Source organism: Bartonella tribocorum, from assembly GCF_002777915.1.
Lineage (GTDB): Bacteria > Pseudomonadota > Alphaproteobacteria > Rhizobiales > Rhizobiaceae > Bartonella > Bartonella tribocorum_A.
The window spans coordinates 1-15,840 of sequence record NZ_NJGE01000029.1 but is presented as its reverse complement, the minus strand read 5'-3'; the positions used below and the strand labels follow the sequence as shown (position 1 = coordinate 15,840).

General features: G+C 41.7%; 6 protein-coding genes and 4 pseudogenes. 2 read left to right on the top strand and 8 right to left on the bottom strand.

The window, feature by feature from the left end; all coding sequences use genetic code 11:
* Positions 1-223: 223 nt before the first annotated feature.
* The 3 genes from CER18_RS08695 to CER18_RS08685 all read right to left on the bottom strand — a co-directional run bounded on the left by CER18_RS08695 (position 224) and on the right by CER18_RS08685 (position 10,339).
* On the bottom strand, positions 224-805 hold the full coding sequence (locus CER18_RS08695) for an SMI1/KNR4 family protein (protein WP_100129605.1): 582 nt from the start codon (positions 803-805) through the stop codon (positions 224-226).
* Positions 806-869: 64 nt separating this feature from the next.
* Positions 870-8,486 (bottom strand): DUF637 domain-containing protein, encoded by a 7,617-nt coding sequence (locus tag CER18_RS08690; RefSeq protein WP_100129604.1) that lies wholly within the window; start codon positions 8,484-8,486, stop codon positions 870-872.
* A gap of 89 nt (positions 8,487-8,575) precedes the next feature.
* Entirely contained in the window at positions 8,576-10,339 is a 1,764-nt protein-coding gene (locus CER18_RS08685; protein WP_100129603.1) for a ShlB/FhaC/HecB family hemolysin secretion/activation protein, read from the bottom strand.
* 440 nt (positions 10,340-10,779) lie between these two features.
* Between CER18_RS08685 and CER18_RS08675 the strand changes: the two are divergent.
* A pseudogene (locus CER18_RS08675) lies at positions 10,780-11,380 on the top strand (type ISP restriction/modification enzyme); the annotation flags it as partial.
* Between the two features lie 1,055 nt (positions 11,381-12,435).
* On the opposite strand, the pseudogene CER18_RS10750 reads toward CER18_RS08675, so the two are convergent.
* The 5 genes and pseudogenes from CER18_RS10750 to CER18_RS08655 all read right to left on the bottom strand — a co-directional run.
* Positions 12,436-12,540 (bottom strand): annotated as a pseudogene (locus CER18_RS10750) (HigA family addiction module antitoxin); the annotation flags it as partial.
* An 18-nt stretch (positions 12,541-12,558) separates the two neighbouring features.
* A pseudogene (locus CER18_RS10575) lies at positions 12,559-12,636 on the bottom strand (type II toxin-antitoxin system RelE/ParE family toxin); the annotation flags it as partial.
* Positions 12,637-12,649: 13 nt separating this feature from the next.
* Positions 12,650-13,582: a DMT family transporter gene (locus CER18_RS08665; RefSeq protein ID WP_012231667.1), complete on the bottom strand. Its 933-nt coding sequence runs from the start codon at positions 13,580-13,582 to the stop codon at positions 12,650-12,652.
* An 11-nt stretch (positions 13,583-13,593) separates the two neighbouring features.
* The gene (locus CER18_RS08660; protein WP_100129601.1) at positions 13,594-14,337 is read right to left on the bottom strand and encodes an SDR family oxidoreductase; all 744 of its coding nucleotides are present in this window, start codon (positions 14,335-14,337) and stop codon (positions 13,594-13,596) included.
* A gap of 164 nt (positions 14,338-14,501) precedes the next feature.
* Positions 14,502-15,074: an HAD family hydrolase gene (locus CER18_RS08655; protein WP_100129600.1), complete on the bottom strand. Its 573-nt coding sequence runs from the start codon at positions 15,072-15,074 to the stop codon at positions 14,502-14,504.
* Here CER18_RS08655 and CER18_RS08650 point away from each other — a divergent pair.
* Positions 15,064-15,513: pseudogene (locus CER18_RS08650) on the top strand (hypothetical protein); the annotation flags it as partial. The gene CER18_RS08655 and the pseudogene CER18_RS08650 sit on opposite strands and share 11 nt — an antisense overlap.
* Between the last annotated feature and the right edge of the window lie 327 nt (positions 15,514-15,840).

The window sequence follows — 15,840 nt, the reverse complement described above, 5'->3', positions numbered from 1 at the left end:
GCAAGTTTGGCAGGATCTTTTTTACTTAAAAGTGAGCACTTCCTCTCCCAAAATTGAGAGTAATCGGAGAACAATGTCTCACTAAAATCAAGTTCTACTCACAACGAGCTGCTGTGGTTCTACTAAGCTTTTTTCTATCGTTTAAGTTGCAGTAAACAATATCATCACTAGGAATCCTGCTCCTCAATACTTATAAAGACTATATATTTCATCACTACCAATGTCATCTCCTCCATAGTTTTTTCCAAAGGCTCTTGTAAAAAGGGATAGGTTGTGGACTGGGAGTATTCTCAGTCTTTTCAATCGGTTGATCACCATCAAGTATCTCTTCTCCCGCATGTACTATAATTCTTTTACAAAGGAACTCATAAAAATTGCTCGCGTAATATTCGCAATCTTCAGATGGAAGCCTGACATAAAGTGGGCATTCTCCATCCCGAAACTGTGTATAATCAAAATAAAAGGTTTCGCCAAAATCAGCATCACAAACGATAAGCTGTTCTGGTGTCGTAAAACCACGTTTTCTATCATTTAAGTTTTGAAAAACAATATCACCACCCGGAATATCTGCTCCACACTCCTTATAAAGACTATAGATTTCTTCACCACCAATTTCCCCTCCTACATATTTTTTTAAAAAAACTTTATAAGACGAGGTGAATTGTAAACCGAGAGCTTTCTCCGCCTTTTCAATCCGTAGATCATCTGTTTCATCATCTTCACTACCCAAATTAATAATCTCATCATCGTATTTATTCACTTTATCAATTAATACTTCAACATCATCTAAGGTATAAGTTTTCATTAATTATTCTCCATCAATTATTCTATAAGTTTTTATTTTTTCTCTTTTCATCAACCGTAGAGCATTACTGTTGATGCTCTTGTCCCCATCTGTTAAAATCTAGACCTATGATACCCCATTTCATATTGATTATTCCTCCTAAACTATTGTTTTGTTGTTCTCTATACCCTTTAGCGCGTTCCTTCCAATATTCCTCTCTCCATTTTTTAAACTTTTCTCTCTCTATAAGCGATTGATATTTTTGAGGATTATTATGAATCACAGAAGTATATTTTTGATGAAATTCCTTACTAGTTTCTGCTATGGGGCCCTCAGGCGTTTGCGATAGATGATGCAACTCAACGGACTTACCATCATATCCTATAGGTGCTCTTCCTGCTTCCATTCTCTCAACATTGGTGCCCCACACTTCTTTTTTGTTTTCTCTCCATTTAACAATTTGGTTAGGATCAAATAAATCGTCTCTCTGATAGACTTTGTTTGTCTGACCAAATTTACTATCGGTAAATTTAATGGGTTTCTTTTTTAACCAACTCTTTTTTTCTTGAGCAGCAAGGTTGGTCAATTCTTTCTTCACTGCAAGTTTGATAGAATCTCCTTGAGCTGCAAGCTCTGCAAGATTTTTCTTGGACGCGAATTGGGCAAAATCTTTCCTCATCATGAATTTGATCAGAGCACTTTCGCCAAGCTTCACGCCCCCCTTGACGGCTCCAGCACCTCCAACAAAGGTTTCTAGCCCTCCGGCTAATAATCTTCCGCTTTCAAAACCAGCATTAAAAGCTCCGTCAACTCCCGCTTTTTCAAAATTCTCTTTTATGTGATCTATATGCCCTATAAAGGAATCCTTAACACCTCCCCAGAATTGACCAGCACCTTCCCAGACATCATCAATCATATGTCCACTCACCGCCCAAGACATTGCTGTTTCAATATCGTTAAGAGTTTTTTTACCGCTCCCCCATGGATTACTAGCAAATATTATTATTTCTAACATTATATTCTTCATAGCGCTATCAGCGAACTCGTGTAGACTCATTGGTATATCGGCAATGAGACCAGACATAGTACCTACCGTAAGAAACACATCTTGTTGGTCATCAATCTCAAGCCATTTTTCGGCAACATCTCTTCGACACTGATCGTCAGAACACTCTTCTAACTCTTTCTTCATCTGGGCGCGTTGGGCGCTACTCAAAAAGTTATTTGCAGCGGCATTACCAGCGGCATCGGCGCCGGCATCAACATTGCCACCAGCAAGGGCGGCAGCAAAGCCGCCGGCAGCACGCGCTACATCAATGGTGCGGTCTCTAAAGTCAGCAAACTGCGCATCAATCTTTGCAGTGATGCGGGCTTGCTCTTCTGCGGTTGGGGTGCGACCATTAAGATCCCCCATTTCCTCTTTCACAATGCTTTGCATCCACAGTTTAAACTGGAGCATAGCGGTGGCTTCGCCCACAGCACCGCCAATCGCCCCAGCAGAGCAAGCACCACTTGCAACAGCGCCTTTTAAACAGCCAAGACCGGCGTGAGCAACGATCTGTGTGACCGTGTCTATTTTGCCCTCTGCCTTAGCAGTGCCGATTTCTTCCGCTAACGATTTGCCAACCGTATCAGACAAGGCGATGCGCAGATTGTTAAAAAAGTTCTTGTCAAGAGAGCCACCCTCAAGAGCCGTTTGCACACCCGTACCAATGGCGGCTTTGATCAAGTTCTTTTCCGCCTCACGGGTGATGCGATCAACCAGAGGAGCCGTTTTGGGCAAGGATTGCCCAACACCAGCCATTTCGGTTAGTTGGCTGGTTAAGCCTGCTGTTAACATCGACGAGACAATGCCCAAAATGTTCTTCGATGAGCCAAGCTCATGGAGGGCACCGGCAATGTTGCCGCGATTATTCACAAGAGCCACAGCACTTTTGTTAATCAGTGCTTGAACCCCTGCCTGTATTGCGGCATTCATGGCCGTGCTCGAGCCAAGCCCCAAAGCACCAGTAATAGCACTCGCCGCTGTGGACGCTGCCCCACCCGTGACAGCCGTGACAGCCAATGCAACCAAAGCAGCACCAGCTTCTGTCAGACCTTGGGCTTTATAATCCCAGTCTTTAAATTCAGCTTTAACAGCCTGCCAATCAACTTGCTTGGCTAATTCTGGATCATCACGCAATTGCTTGATCCATGACAGTCCTGGAGAACGTGCCAATTGCTCAAGGGATTTGTCAAAATCACCCGTTGTCTCATATTCAACAACAAAGCCATTGCCCGCATCAAGCTTCATGCCCCCACCAGCTTCGATGGTCACATGCTCGATAGTCTCATTCAGATAGCCTTTATCGCTCTCACTCCACCAGACAAGGTTTTCATTCCGCTGATACGTGTCCTTAAAATCTTGATCCTTGTTGGTCAGAAACTTGATCTTCCCCTCTGCCGCTAGATGCGTCTTACCACCACTTTTCAAGCCTGCGGCATCAAGTGTAAGATCCCCTTTCTTCGCATGCATAGAGAGATTGCCCTCTGTTTCTATCGTGGTTTTGTTTGTGATAACTTCCGTTGATTGTTGACGAAACTTATTCTTTTGCTTGGATTTGTCGCCTTCTTTGCCTCTCAGATCCAAATCAAAACTGCTAAAATTTTGCTCTGAAACCACGTTGAGAGCCCCACCACTGGTGAAATTTCCATTGCCCTTGGCTTTAAATTTTCCCCCCAGGTTAAGATCACCCTCTGTAACAATGGTCAAATCTTCATCACTGTTGATTTCAGCCAAATGATGAAGACTGCTTTGAGCGTTATAATGTCCTTTTTCCAATGTCTGTTTATTATCACTCTCTAGCACTAATGAGCTAAATGTAGCGGAACCATCAACAATAACCGTCATCGGTCCACCACTGCTCCATTGCCCACCACTCATGCTTAAATCATCAAGGGAGTGAATATTCAAATCCTGTATAGAAATGATTTGTGCCTGCTGCCCGATCCGATCAACAAAACCATATTCATTCGTGTCACGGATTTTTGCAGTCCCATCAATGATGGTCTTCGCATTGAGGGTGATGATATTCCCCAGAATACCCCCTGAAGAGTTGACTAAAAGATCACCACTGTTGAGATCGACAGCACCGCCGCCAAGCAAAAAACCACCATCATTAAACAAAGTTTTCGTGGTCGAAACATGCAATGCATCATCACTTAAGATAGTGCCGCTATTGGTGAAACGATCCGCATCTAAAGTCACGCCGTTGCCTTTTAAGTGTGCACTGGCGAGACTTGCTTGCTGCGTTTTTGCCCCATAAATATCTTGCGTGAGTGAAGTGTTTGGCGCCAAATAAACGCGAGGCACCAAGACCTCTTGCCCGTTTACAACATGCGTCTCAAGCCAGATCATATCCTTTTTGATCCCGGCAATTTGCTGAGGCGTTAAGGACTTGCCTAGCTCTAACCCTAATGGCCCTTGCTGCTCCACAGCATTGTCATAAAGCCTTTGCATTTGAGCATTGGGATCTTCAACATCAAGAAGAGTACGATTGCCTGTCAATTCAAAGATCTGCTCACCCACCAAACGATATTCATAATAGGCATCCCCCAACCTTTTAAACACTTGCTCAGGCTTATAATTGCCAACCCTTTTGAGGAAATAGTCAGAGCCCAAAAATTTGCTAGGGTTGATAAAATCTGGACGCGTCTCAACTAAAAACGGCACATCTGGTGTGTGGGTCTGTGCAAGTTCTGTCTTTACATAACCAGGACCATCTTGCGTGGGAACTTGTATCGTTTCTAGGGCCTCTGTTTGAGACTGAGATGTAAAAAGCGCTTTATGCCCCGTCAAACCATTGATAATACCCTCTAATCGATCATCACTGATTAGGGGGGATCCATCCGTTTCAGTCGTTTTAATCCCCGTTAACCCTTTATCACCAGAGCTTAAGCCAACTTGCTCAACCCCCTCACGCACCGCATGATTGTCAATAAAGCCTGTCACCTTGGCATCAAGCGTTCCCCCCGCTTCAATCGTGCCATAAACCGCATCATAGGTGCGCGTGAATTTTTTGTGAGAAGTCGTGCTTCCTAAATCAGTAATGCCTCCGAATTTACAAAATCCATTCCAGGGTCTGCATTTCTTCTTCCTGCGATGCGTTGTCGTCACAATTTTGGTTGTTTCGATTAAATCACGCCCCTCATTGAGCAGTGTATCGCCTCGCATCTCAATGTTGCCATTGGCAGAAATCAAGCTATAGCTATTGCGGATATCACCAGCATGAACCGTGAGATGACGCCCTGCTAAAATCTGTGCCGCATTATTGGTAAAATGTGCCTGCTGACGAATGACTGTCGTATCGATATTTTTCTTGATATGCTCGTGTCTAAGATTTGGAATGCCTTCCCATTCTCCTTGCACGTAACTATGGCCAACCACTTTATCGGTCACCTCCACCCCACCTTCACGCATGTTGGTGAGAGCTGAGACATCGAAGGTCATATCGCCTGAGACAGCTTCTAAAAGCCCCGAACTGTTGATCACGTGACCAGCCCGTTCTCCCCTTAAACCGCGGATGATGAGATTGTCTTCGGCAATGACATCGCCAAACTTATTGACGAAATTTCCATCTAAGGAGAGCGTTGCGGATTTCTTGGCATAAATCAGCCCGCTATTGCTCATATCTTTCGTCACATTGAGGGCAACCGCATCACCACTGGAACCAAGGCTGCCGGCATTGTTCAACGCATCTGTCGTCAAAACAAAAGCGCCACCACTTTTGAGAACCCCGCCTTCAGCATTTAAAACAAGAGCAGCTTGCCCCAGAGATGAATCATGGTTTTCTGCGACAACCCTCAAAGCTCCATTGGCTAAAAGTTTTCCGAAATTTGTTAAAGAACCAAGCTTTGCATCAACAATACCCCCCACCATGGTACCGAAATTGCTTAAAAGACCATGGCTGTTGAGACGAAGCTCTCCGCCTTGCGCTTCTAAGCGACCTGTATTGGTAAGCGTGCCCGCACTCAATGCGACATCATAGGCACCCACTTCACTTGTCTCGCCCATTGTTAATGTTCCATCGCTGGAAAGCTCTATCCGCTTTTTGGAAACAATGCGCCCTGTTTGCTTGAGATTTGTTTGCGCATGCAAAGCAATTCCGCCATTGCTTTCTATCGTACCGCTATTGCTTAAATCACCATGGCTCGTTAGTTGAAGATCACCACGCTCAACTTCCATGCGTCCTGCTTGGATCACACTGTCTGCAACAACATTGACTGCTCCTTGCGTAGAAATGAGACCATCAACATTCTCAAAACTGCCCACATCAATGTGCAAACCATCCCGCGCTAAAACATGTGCACCCTCATCATGTGTAGGGTTTTGTTGGTTCGAATTGGTCGTTTCAGCGCCTTTATTGACAAAAGACCTCGCTATAAGCTTCATCTCACCGGCTAAAGCACTAAGAAGACCTGCCTCATTGTTGACATGACCAGCACGTGCCTCCTTCAGCCCACCAATGCTGAGAGCTTCCTCAGCAATAATTCTGCCCTGTGTGTTGGTTAAATTACCATCACTAGATACGTCCATAGATTTTTTGGCGTAAATCAGCCCACGATTGCTCAGATCTCCACTCACATTGAGGACAACCGCATCACCACTAGAGCCAAGTGCGCCAGCATTGCGCAATTGCCCTGCAGACAAAACAAAACTGCCCCCACTTTGGAGAATTGCACCAGATGTATTTTCAAGAATAGCTTGTTGGCTATTCGTCCCCCTTTGTGGGCTGATCACTAAGTGTAAATCATTGCTGGCAATCAACAGCCCTTGATTTTTCAAAGCACCAGCACGGGCATTAACACTCTCACCGCGCATGGTGCCAAGATTGATGACCCCATCACGCACCTGAAGGGTGAGCGCCCCCCCTTGCGCTTCCACAGCTCCCGCTTGCGTCAAAGCTGTCGTGCTCAAATCCACATCATGACCCAAAAGCGTACTATTCGTGCTGGTTGTGAGCATGCCCCCAGCTGTCAAAGCAACCTTCTGCACACTGACAATATCACCCTTGTGAGTGAGAGCACCATGAGCATCCAGTGTTATCGCCCCATTGGACAAAACAATGCCTTCTTGGACCAAATCACCGCTACGAGCATAAATATCAACTTTTTGCTCTGCCACTAAGCGCGCATGTGATGTAAGCTCTGCCGCTTCCACCAAAAGAGAGCCGCCAGCACTATAATGACCAGCCCCTATGGTGAGTACATCATCCGCTTTCAAAACAACATTCCCCTTGGCACCCATATGATTGTTTAAAGCGCTGATTTTATTGGTTTTAATGATCAAATCGCCAAGAGAAGAGATCCCTGTCTGATTGTTGTCTTGCAAGCGATCAAGATCAATAGACGCAGCATTGATCTGTAAAAGCGCACCAGCCGCAATTCGCCCCCTCCCGGCCTCAATTTTTGTTGCTTGTAAGTGCAAAGAACCAGTCGCTGACTGTTGGCCATCATTGCCAACGCCATTTGCCAACAGAGCATCAGATCCAAGCTTGATCACATCGGCGCGCACATCAACAGCACCGCTCGCTGCAACCCGTGTATGTTCTGCTAATTCAACATGCTTCAAAGCCTTAAGCCAAACAGCCTCTTCTGAAAACAATAAGTCTTTTACATGCACACTGTCGTGATGAGAGTGAGCCTTCACGGCTCCTTTAGCACGGGCTTTGGTGATCACCAGCTTGCCATCACTGGTTAGTCTCATGGCGCCTGCATTGGCAACCATGTCTCCCCGCATTTTAACGCCAGCACCTTTATCGTTGGCAAGCACGCGGATCTGACCCGCATACATGCCACCAAACTCACTGGAATCAATGGCCAATTCCGGCTCTTTGCCATCTGAACCAAGAGACGTTGCTTCGCGTTTGTCATAATCAAAATGATTGCGCCCCGCGATAACAGCTAAATCCCCTTTGACCTGGATGGAACCTGCAACGCTAATCTTGCGCGAAACCAGATCAAAAATATCCAATGTGCGCCCATCAGCGCCTTTGGCGCCAATGGTGATATCCCCACCCTCAACACGCAAACCGCTTAAAGCCCCATTAGCGCCAATGATCGGCTGCCCCGTCGACAAAGTCACCCGTGGCGTATTGATAAAGCCACAACCGTTACAGGTAATTCCATTAGGATTGGCAATAATAACATCTGCCGCATGCCCGTGAACTTCGCTCATACCCTCAAGGCGTGAACGATTGGCACTGATCACTTCATTGAGAATAACCTTTGCAGCACCGGTACCCCGTAAATTTCCATTGCCAAGCACCAATCCCCCAAGCTGTGAGCGTGAAACCTCCTCAGTTGAATTGTTTAAAATCACGCCATGAGCATCAACATTAAAACTGTCATATTTATTATGAGAAAGACCCTGCCCATTGGGGCGCGCGATATCAACAAGCGGTACGCCATTGCTGGCTTCACTCACCGTGGGGCGGAAAAGTGAGCCAACCCCATCGGCCGCTTTAATCCCTTGAGCTTCTTGAACGGGTGATCTTTGTGCACCAATTGCTTGTGCTTGCACGAACAAAGGCTGAAAAGCTAAACTAAAACTTAAAACGAGAGAAAGCCCCTTGTGAGCCGCTCGCTGCAAAATACCAAGAATATGCTGCCCTAGCGCACATCCATATCCCAATTTATGCTTTTGATTTCTCAATCCCCGCATCTTAATCTCCTCAAAAAGCCTCTATATCTTTGTAAAAACACCCCAATGGGTATAAAGAGCTAGACGATATTTTTAACCGCCCCTTTGCTCTAAAATCTCAATAATGTCCGTACTTGAAATAACCCTGTCGCATTCCCCTGCTCTCTCGGTGTCGATTGGGTTAAAATATTTGAATAAGACAGATCCATATCCAAGATCTCTCCGCTTGCATGGAAACCCAGAGTTGTCCCAACGAGGCTCCCGCCAAAACTGTTTCTAAGGGGAGCATTGGCGACCATCCCTAAATCAAGCGCCATATACGGTGCGAATTGGCTCATAAATCTACGCCCCATTTTCGAAGAAAAACCTGGCAACAACAGTGACAATTCATTGCGCCAGAACACCCCATTATTGCCGTAATAAACCGCCTCACGCACCCCACGCACAGATGAACTCCCGCCAAGGGACAGTTGTTCTGAACTAAACAACGTATCAGGTGACAATTGCCCTGAAAGCAACGTGTTATAACGAAAATTATACTGTTTGAGCGAAAAAGGACGCGCATACCCTAAAGAAAAAGACAACTTTGAAAATTGCCCTTTGGGAGCATTTTTTGTCGAAGTTTCTTGCTCTTTATCATCATAAGCGCCCAAAATCGCCAAACCCTTATGAAACCCTATATGAGCGCTTAGCTCTCCTCCCATCCATTTGCGCGAATGATCAAGCTCTAAGGTTGCAATAGCCAGTTTACGGCTGGAAACATCAACTCGGCTACCCATAATAAAATTATCGGAATATTTCCACGTCAACCGCCCTGTAATCCATGTCTTTCCCTCTTGATCACGGTCAATAACCCGTGAAAGCCATGGCGTCAGCGATAAAGACTTACCCGAAGTCATAATATCGGAAAATATTCCTTTAATACTCGAATGATATTGGCTCCAACTGCCATCAAAACCTACCGTCCAATAGCCATAGGGAATGGAAAATGAACCTGTTATCGTATCACTATTGGGACGCTTGCCGAAAAAATGATACGGACCACCATTCATGGAACGCTGATAACTAAACGACCATTGATCATTGATCCCTAACAAATCATCAAAAGAAAAGCTCACGCGCGTTTGGTAAAGCCCTGTTGCTTTAGCACCAAGATTATCACTGGAAAGTGTAAACAACCACGGCTTCTGTTTATCAATATGAATATCAAGAATAGAACCACCCGGTGCATCCCCAGCACCAAGGTTGATGGTTGCATGACGAGAAAAAAGCCGATTGATTTGATCAAGCCCTTGTTCTATAGAGCGCAGATGAGCAGGTTGACCCACTAAATTTGGAAAAGCCGTAATGATTTCCCCTTGATATTGCCTTTCAACTTTATGACCCTCCAGGGTGATATCTTCTACTTGTCCTTCAACAACAACAATTTTAAGACGCCCACCCCTTAAATCCTGTTCTGGTAAATAAGCCCGCACCGCAATATAGCCGCGCTTCATATAAAGCTTGGTTACCGCTTTAAGCACTTTGTTGATCTCAGCAATACCAAGACACCGCCCCTCCCAAAAGGAAATGGTGTTATGAAGGTGGGTGAGAGAAATCAACTGAGCACCAACAAATTCAATGCTTTTGATCAGCAAACAGTTTTTTGGGGTTGAATCGCTTTGAAATACCGTAGATTCATTATCATCCTGTAATAAAATCTCATGCGTTGCGTTTCTGCGATGCAATCGTTGAAAACGCTGTTCTTGCGTTTGTTGACGTTGAATCCTCTCGGATTGATCAATCGCTTGCTCTCGAATGCTTTCTGCAAAACTCGCCAATGAAAAAAAGCACAAAAATACCGCAAAAATAAAAGTGAAAAAAAACCTACCCATTCATTGTGCCCTCAAAGTGAAACACAGAATGAACCACATCATCAGCATCACAGAAAAAATCGCCAATCGCGTAACAATTTTTTAATCTTTTGATGAGAATAATACTTATAAAATCTGAGAGAAAAGCGTAGACTGTGTTGTATACACCCGCTTTATTGGTCGCACAAACCATATTATCCCCCCACTTTTGAAGATTTTACAATGACACTGTTAAATGACAATTATACGCATTATACGCTTCTTAATTTTAAGGTGGCGTATATGATATCATTTCGAAGATAAAGTAAAGCCTCTTATTCATAGAATAATCTGATTTATTGGAACTGTTACATATTAGAGACAACAAGAGACACTCCATTGATTGTCGCCTGATAAGAAGCTAAAAAAACAGATAAGAGTATAAAAACAGATTGAAGAAGCATCTCTCTACAGATCTTACTAAAACTATAACAAAAAACGATACCTTTTATTACGTTTACGGGATCTTACATTCAGAAGCTTATCGTGGTCATTATGCTGATAATTTATGCAAAGAATTACCTCGTATCCCTTGCGTAAAAACTGCTGATGATTTTTGGAAGTTTGTGACAGCAGGGCGTGAGACTTAGTCATTTGCACGTGAATTATGAAACGGTAGAGCCTTATCCAGTGACCTTTAAAAAGGGTAATCCAAAACTGACAAAGATCTCTAATCCCGAAAAATTTTATTATGTAACTGAAATGAAATTTGCAAAAGCAGCTAAAGAGAAAGATAAAACCACTGTTATTTATAACAGCAATATCACAATAACAAATATCCCTCTTGAAGCTTATGAGTATATCGTCAATGGTAAACCTGCTCTTGAATGGGTTATGGGGCGTCAATGTGTAAAGACTGATAAAAAGAGTGGCATTGTGAATGATGCCAATCGCTATGCTGTTGAAACCGTTGGCAACCCTGCCTACCCTCTAGAGTTATTTCAAAGGGTTATTACCGTGAGTTTAGAAACAATGAAAATCGTTAAGAACTTACCAAATTTGGTATTAAGAGAAACTGAATAACTTATAAAGCATGCTTACATAATGGGTATGATAAACTCATAAGGGGTATAGGGTCTTATACCTATAGGTTCTATACCCCCCCCCTTTATAAATTGCTTACATACAATCTTTAAAAGGAATGTTTATATGCGTTATTCTAAAAAGAAATCATTTGCACTTTTAGATACTCTACTTTGGATTGCTTTAAGACTTTTAAGAAACCCACTCTTAAAGTGAATTAGATTTTTTTACATTGCCTTTAAAAGATTATATCGTAATCTAAAATGAGTGCTTTATCCTTTTCAAAAGCTTTGTTTAAAGAGAGTTATATGTATTCATTTTACTTATAGGTTTTGAAGGTGTAAAAATCGTCAAAACCCCCTCAAAACGTATATTATTGGTTGAATTTAGAGTTTGTATTATCAATAGAGGTTGTTTTTTAAGATCTACAAAATCTTAACCTATTGAAATATAATGTTTTTATTTTACTCATTAAAAAAATAATTATAGGGTCTAAAAAGGACTGACAAAACTGACACGGTCTATTAAAAGGGATTTTTCTAATCTCTATAATTGTCAATCTCTCTTTAGATGTTTTCATAACAGTCTATAAATTACAATTATCCTACTTATCGTTTCTCTTATGAAAATGAAAAATGATGCGGTGGCTGTAAAGCATATAACAGCTATAGAAAATGCGTAAAAACAGTAGCTTTGTTTAAATAAAGCAAAAATGCAAATGAATGCATTGATTATAAAGACAGCCCCTATAAAAGGCTATTAAATTTTAAATGTATTATAAACAAAATTCACAAAAAAATTTAAATTCATTTAGTAAAAAAACTGATAGGTTATAAAGATAAAAATACGCATTATGAGAGCGTTTTTAAATATTATAGATGTATAGATTCAAAACATAACGCAATCGTTTCAGAAAGCCCATAATATAGCTTTAAACGCATATAAATATAAAAGAAGCAATTCATAATCATAAGATATTATCAATACACAACGTATTTAAAAAATACAAAAAAATATCAAAAAAAGATAAAATATTATTTGACAATAAATACGTATTTTGTTATATGAAGATGATACGCTAATTTTTGTATTGTTATCCCCATTTCTTCTAAAAAAGCTACTTTTAGAACTTCACTAGAATGGGCGGGGTTATGCGTCATTTGTTTTCATTCCTTTCATCAATGGTAATCTTGATAATCAACAAGCTCCACATCTGTTCCGATAAAGCGAAAAATAACACGCCAATTTCCATTCATCTTAAAAAGTATATTACTCTTTATGCGCATTGGGAACGGCTTTTCTAGATCCTAGTAAGCTGAATATATAGCCTTGTCCGATTAGAACTCCAAAAATCGTAACAAAAACGCCTATGATTTGCATGATTTGAGGGATGAAGCCGAACAGGATTTGCACCAATAAGGCTGAAATAGGTACAAAATTGAAAAATATCGCCGTCTTACCCGGACCTCGGATCGCTATTCCAATATTCCAAAATAGGTAGGCTAAAACTGATCCTGCAACCCCTATCCAAAGGAGTGCGAATAAACTAGCGCCGGACATAGACATCGTTTCTTGAAGAGGAGATTCGAATAAAAAGGTTAGGACGCCAAGGGCGACGGTGCCAGAGAGCATCGTCCAGCTTGTTGTTTCAAGCGGGGTTGCGTTCTTGACAAATGACCGCGTGCCCACGGTATAGAACGCCCAACCAATGGAACCTAAAAGAATCATAATATCTCCTTTGGCAAAGGAAACATGGTTAGACAAAAATCTCCCATTTGTTATGACTAAATAGACCCCGAACATGCTAATGAGCATCCCTATAACCCTCTCACAGGTTGGGAAAGATTTATTCATGATAGCTTCAATAATATTAGCACTAATAGGGGTTGTCGCCATGATGAGGGAGGCTGTTATGGGATTTGACGTTTGCAAGCCAACAAATAAAGCGCCATTAAACCCTGCCACACCGATAATCCCTAGGAAAATATAAGAAATAAAATTTTGCGATAAAACATGCCACCGCAAGCCTTCTTTGAAAATCATAATTAAAAATATGGCGATTACGGCAATGAGAAACCGCTCAAAAGAAGCCGTCCATGGAGAAACAGTCGTTAAAGCTATCTTAGTGGCTTGGAAATTGGAACCCCAAAAAAAGGTTCCTACGAGGGTTAAGACAAGAGCTATTCTGGGCGTGATTTTCATTGGATAGATCCTTATACTTGATACCAAAGTGGAGCATCGAGACGTATAGAAGAAATTTGTGCGGTATTAGATGAGGAAAGAATAAAGTTGACCGCGGAAGCAATGTCATCTGGGTGAAGCATTTTGGCAAGATTCTCTGGAGGTATCTCTGGGAATCCTTTAAAATTGCGACGAAAATCCGTATTAACTTTATCAACTTGGATTGAACAAACACGAATATTTTGTGGCATTCCCCATAAGTGCAACCCACCAGTATAGCCCTCTACAGCAAATTTAGAAGAAGAATATGAAATTAAAGAAGGATTGTATTCTACACCCCATATGGATGAAATATTTATAATATCGGCGCGAATTTCCTTTTTTAGATAGGGTAAAGTAGCAGCTGTTATATAGAACATTCCTTTAATATTCACATCAAATGTTTCAGCACATTCTTGAGCATCAATTGTTTCTGGATCGCCACTATAACAAATGCCTGCTACATTAACTAAGACATCAAGACCACCAAATTCTGAGATAACCTTATGGACAGAAGAGTCAATGGCGTCTTTATCGCGGATATCAACAATCAATTTACATAAGCTTGCCGTATCGATGGAGGTTGGTAGTTCTATGTCAATGATGTCTGCACTTGCTACCTTATGACCATTTTTCAATAAGTTTAGAACAATTGCTTTACCGATGCCGCAAGCGCCTCCTGTGACTAAAATACGTTTCTGTTGTTGTGAGTAAATTCCGGTCGTGTTTTTTATCATTTCGTTTAGCATTTTCTATACCTGAAGTTGTAATCATTAATATTCAGCTAGTTTATTTTTAGCCATGCATTATGTATTACTGTATTATGTTTAATGTATTGAGTATTATTAAATTGTTTAAATAATAAGATAGCCTTAAAGTTTATTGTGATTAGGTTGAATAACTAAAGAACTGATATTTCATGTAAAGACGTCTCATTAAAAGGAAATACCTTTTTAGAGGAGAATGCTAGAGTTTGTGATTCTTTAGGTAGATTTAAACAGCGCCAACCATGCTTGTGAGCATACGCTTCAAGCAAAGGATCGCCAATAACAGCGACAGGATGACCTACAAGCTTCAGCATATGCTCATCGGAAATATCATCACCGTAGGCCCAGCAGTTCTTAAGGTCACCACCATGTTTTTCAATAAAATCCTGAATCGCAAGCGCTTTTCCAACGCCGATCGTTTGCGGAGGGACGAAACGGCCATTATATTTTTGCCCATCATGCAATAGTTTTGTGGCCAAGATGTAAGGTACACCTAGATGTTCTGCAATGGGGGCTAGAATTTCTATAAAAGAGCCGGATACTAAGACCGGCTCAATTTTTTGGCTATGATGGGATTTTAGTTCTGTTACTACTTCTTGGATTAAGAAAGTAGGATTAATCAACGCGCGCTTTGCCCAAGTTTCTGCACATCTTGTTACTTCTGCTACAGCACGTCCGGCAAAAAATTCATAAAAGCGACGGTTTATTACGCTGCGCGGACTCTTCTATGGCAAGGCTTTTATCTCTCAATATGCAAAGATTTATGACAATGCTTTTGTCTATGGCAATGCTCATGTGAGTGGTGCTGCCCGCGTTCTTGCTGATGCTCATATTTATGACCATGCCCATGTTTCTTATGATGCTACGGTTTTTAGTTATGCACGCGTCTATGGTCATGCCAAAGTTTGTGGCTCTGCTTGCATTTATAGCCATGCGAAAATTTATAATTATGCTGTGATTAATGGTCGTGCAAAGATTTATGGCAAGGTCTATGGCAATGCGCGCGTGGGTGGCTCTTGTGAGGTTTATGGATCTGTCTATGGCAATGCAACAATCAACACAAAAAGCAAAGCAAAGTTAGTTCCTAAAAATTATGAGGTTTATGAAAACAATAATGTCGTTAAGATTATTGATAAAACAGAATAAAAATAGGTATGGGGGTGCCTTCTTTATGGCTATAAACCCATCATAAAAGAGAGAATTCAAAAAGAAAGCCGTGCCAACTGATATGACGCGGCTTTCTAAGAATGATTCTTATGATTAAAATAACCACCTACAATTACAATGGAGTAATGAATGCGTATATACAAAATGTATCATATTACAAGTGCTCTATTAAAAATATGAAAACTTATCAAAAGGAACGTAAATTATGCATATGATCTTTAATCACTCTTTTGAATGAGAATGTCTTTATCTTAAAGAGATGCATTTAAAACAAAGCCCATAATCAAGATGCTTCTTTAAAACATT

Coding starts and splice junctions, on each gene's coding strand:
- CER18_RS08690 (WP_100129604.1), bottom strand. CDS start 8,486: ATGCGGGGATTGAGAAATCAAAAGCATAAATTGGGATATGGATGTGCG.
- CER18_RS08685 (WP_100129603.1), bottom strand. CDS start 10,339: ATGGGTAGGTTTTTTTTCACTTTTATTTTTGCGGTATTTTTGTGCTTT.
- CER18_RS08660 (WP_100129601.1), bottom strand. CDS start 14,337: ATGATAAAAAACACGACCGGAATTTACTCACAACAACAGAAACGTATT.
- CER18_RS08665 (WP_012231667.1), bottom strand. CDS start 13,582: ATGAAAATCACGCCCAGAATAGCTCTTGTCTTAACCCTCGTAGGAACC.
- CER18_RS08695 (WP_100129605.1), bottom strand. CDS start 805: ATGAAAACTTATACCTTAGATGATGTTGAAGTATTAATTGATAAAGTG.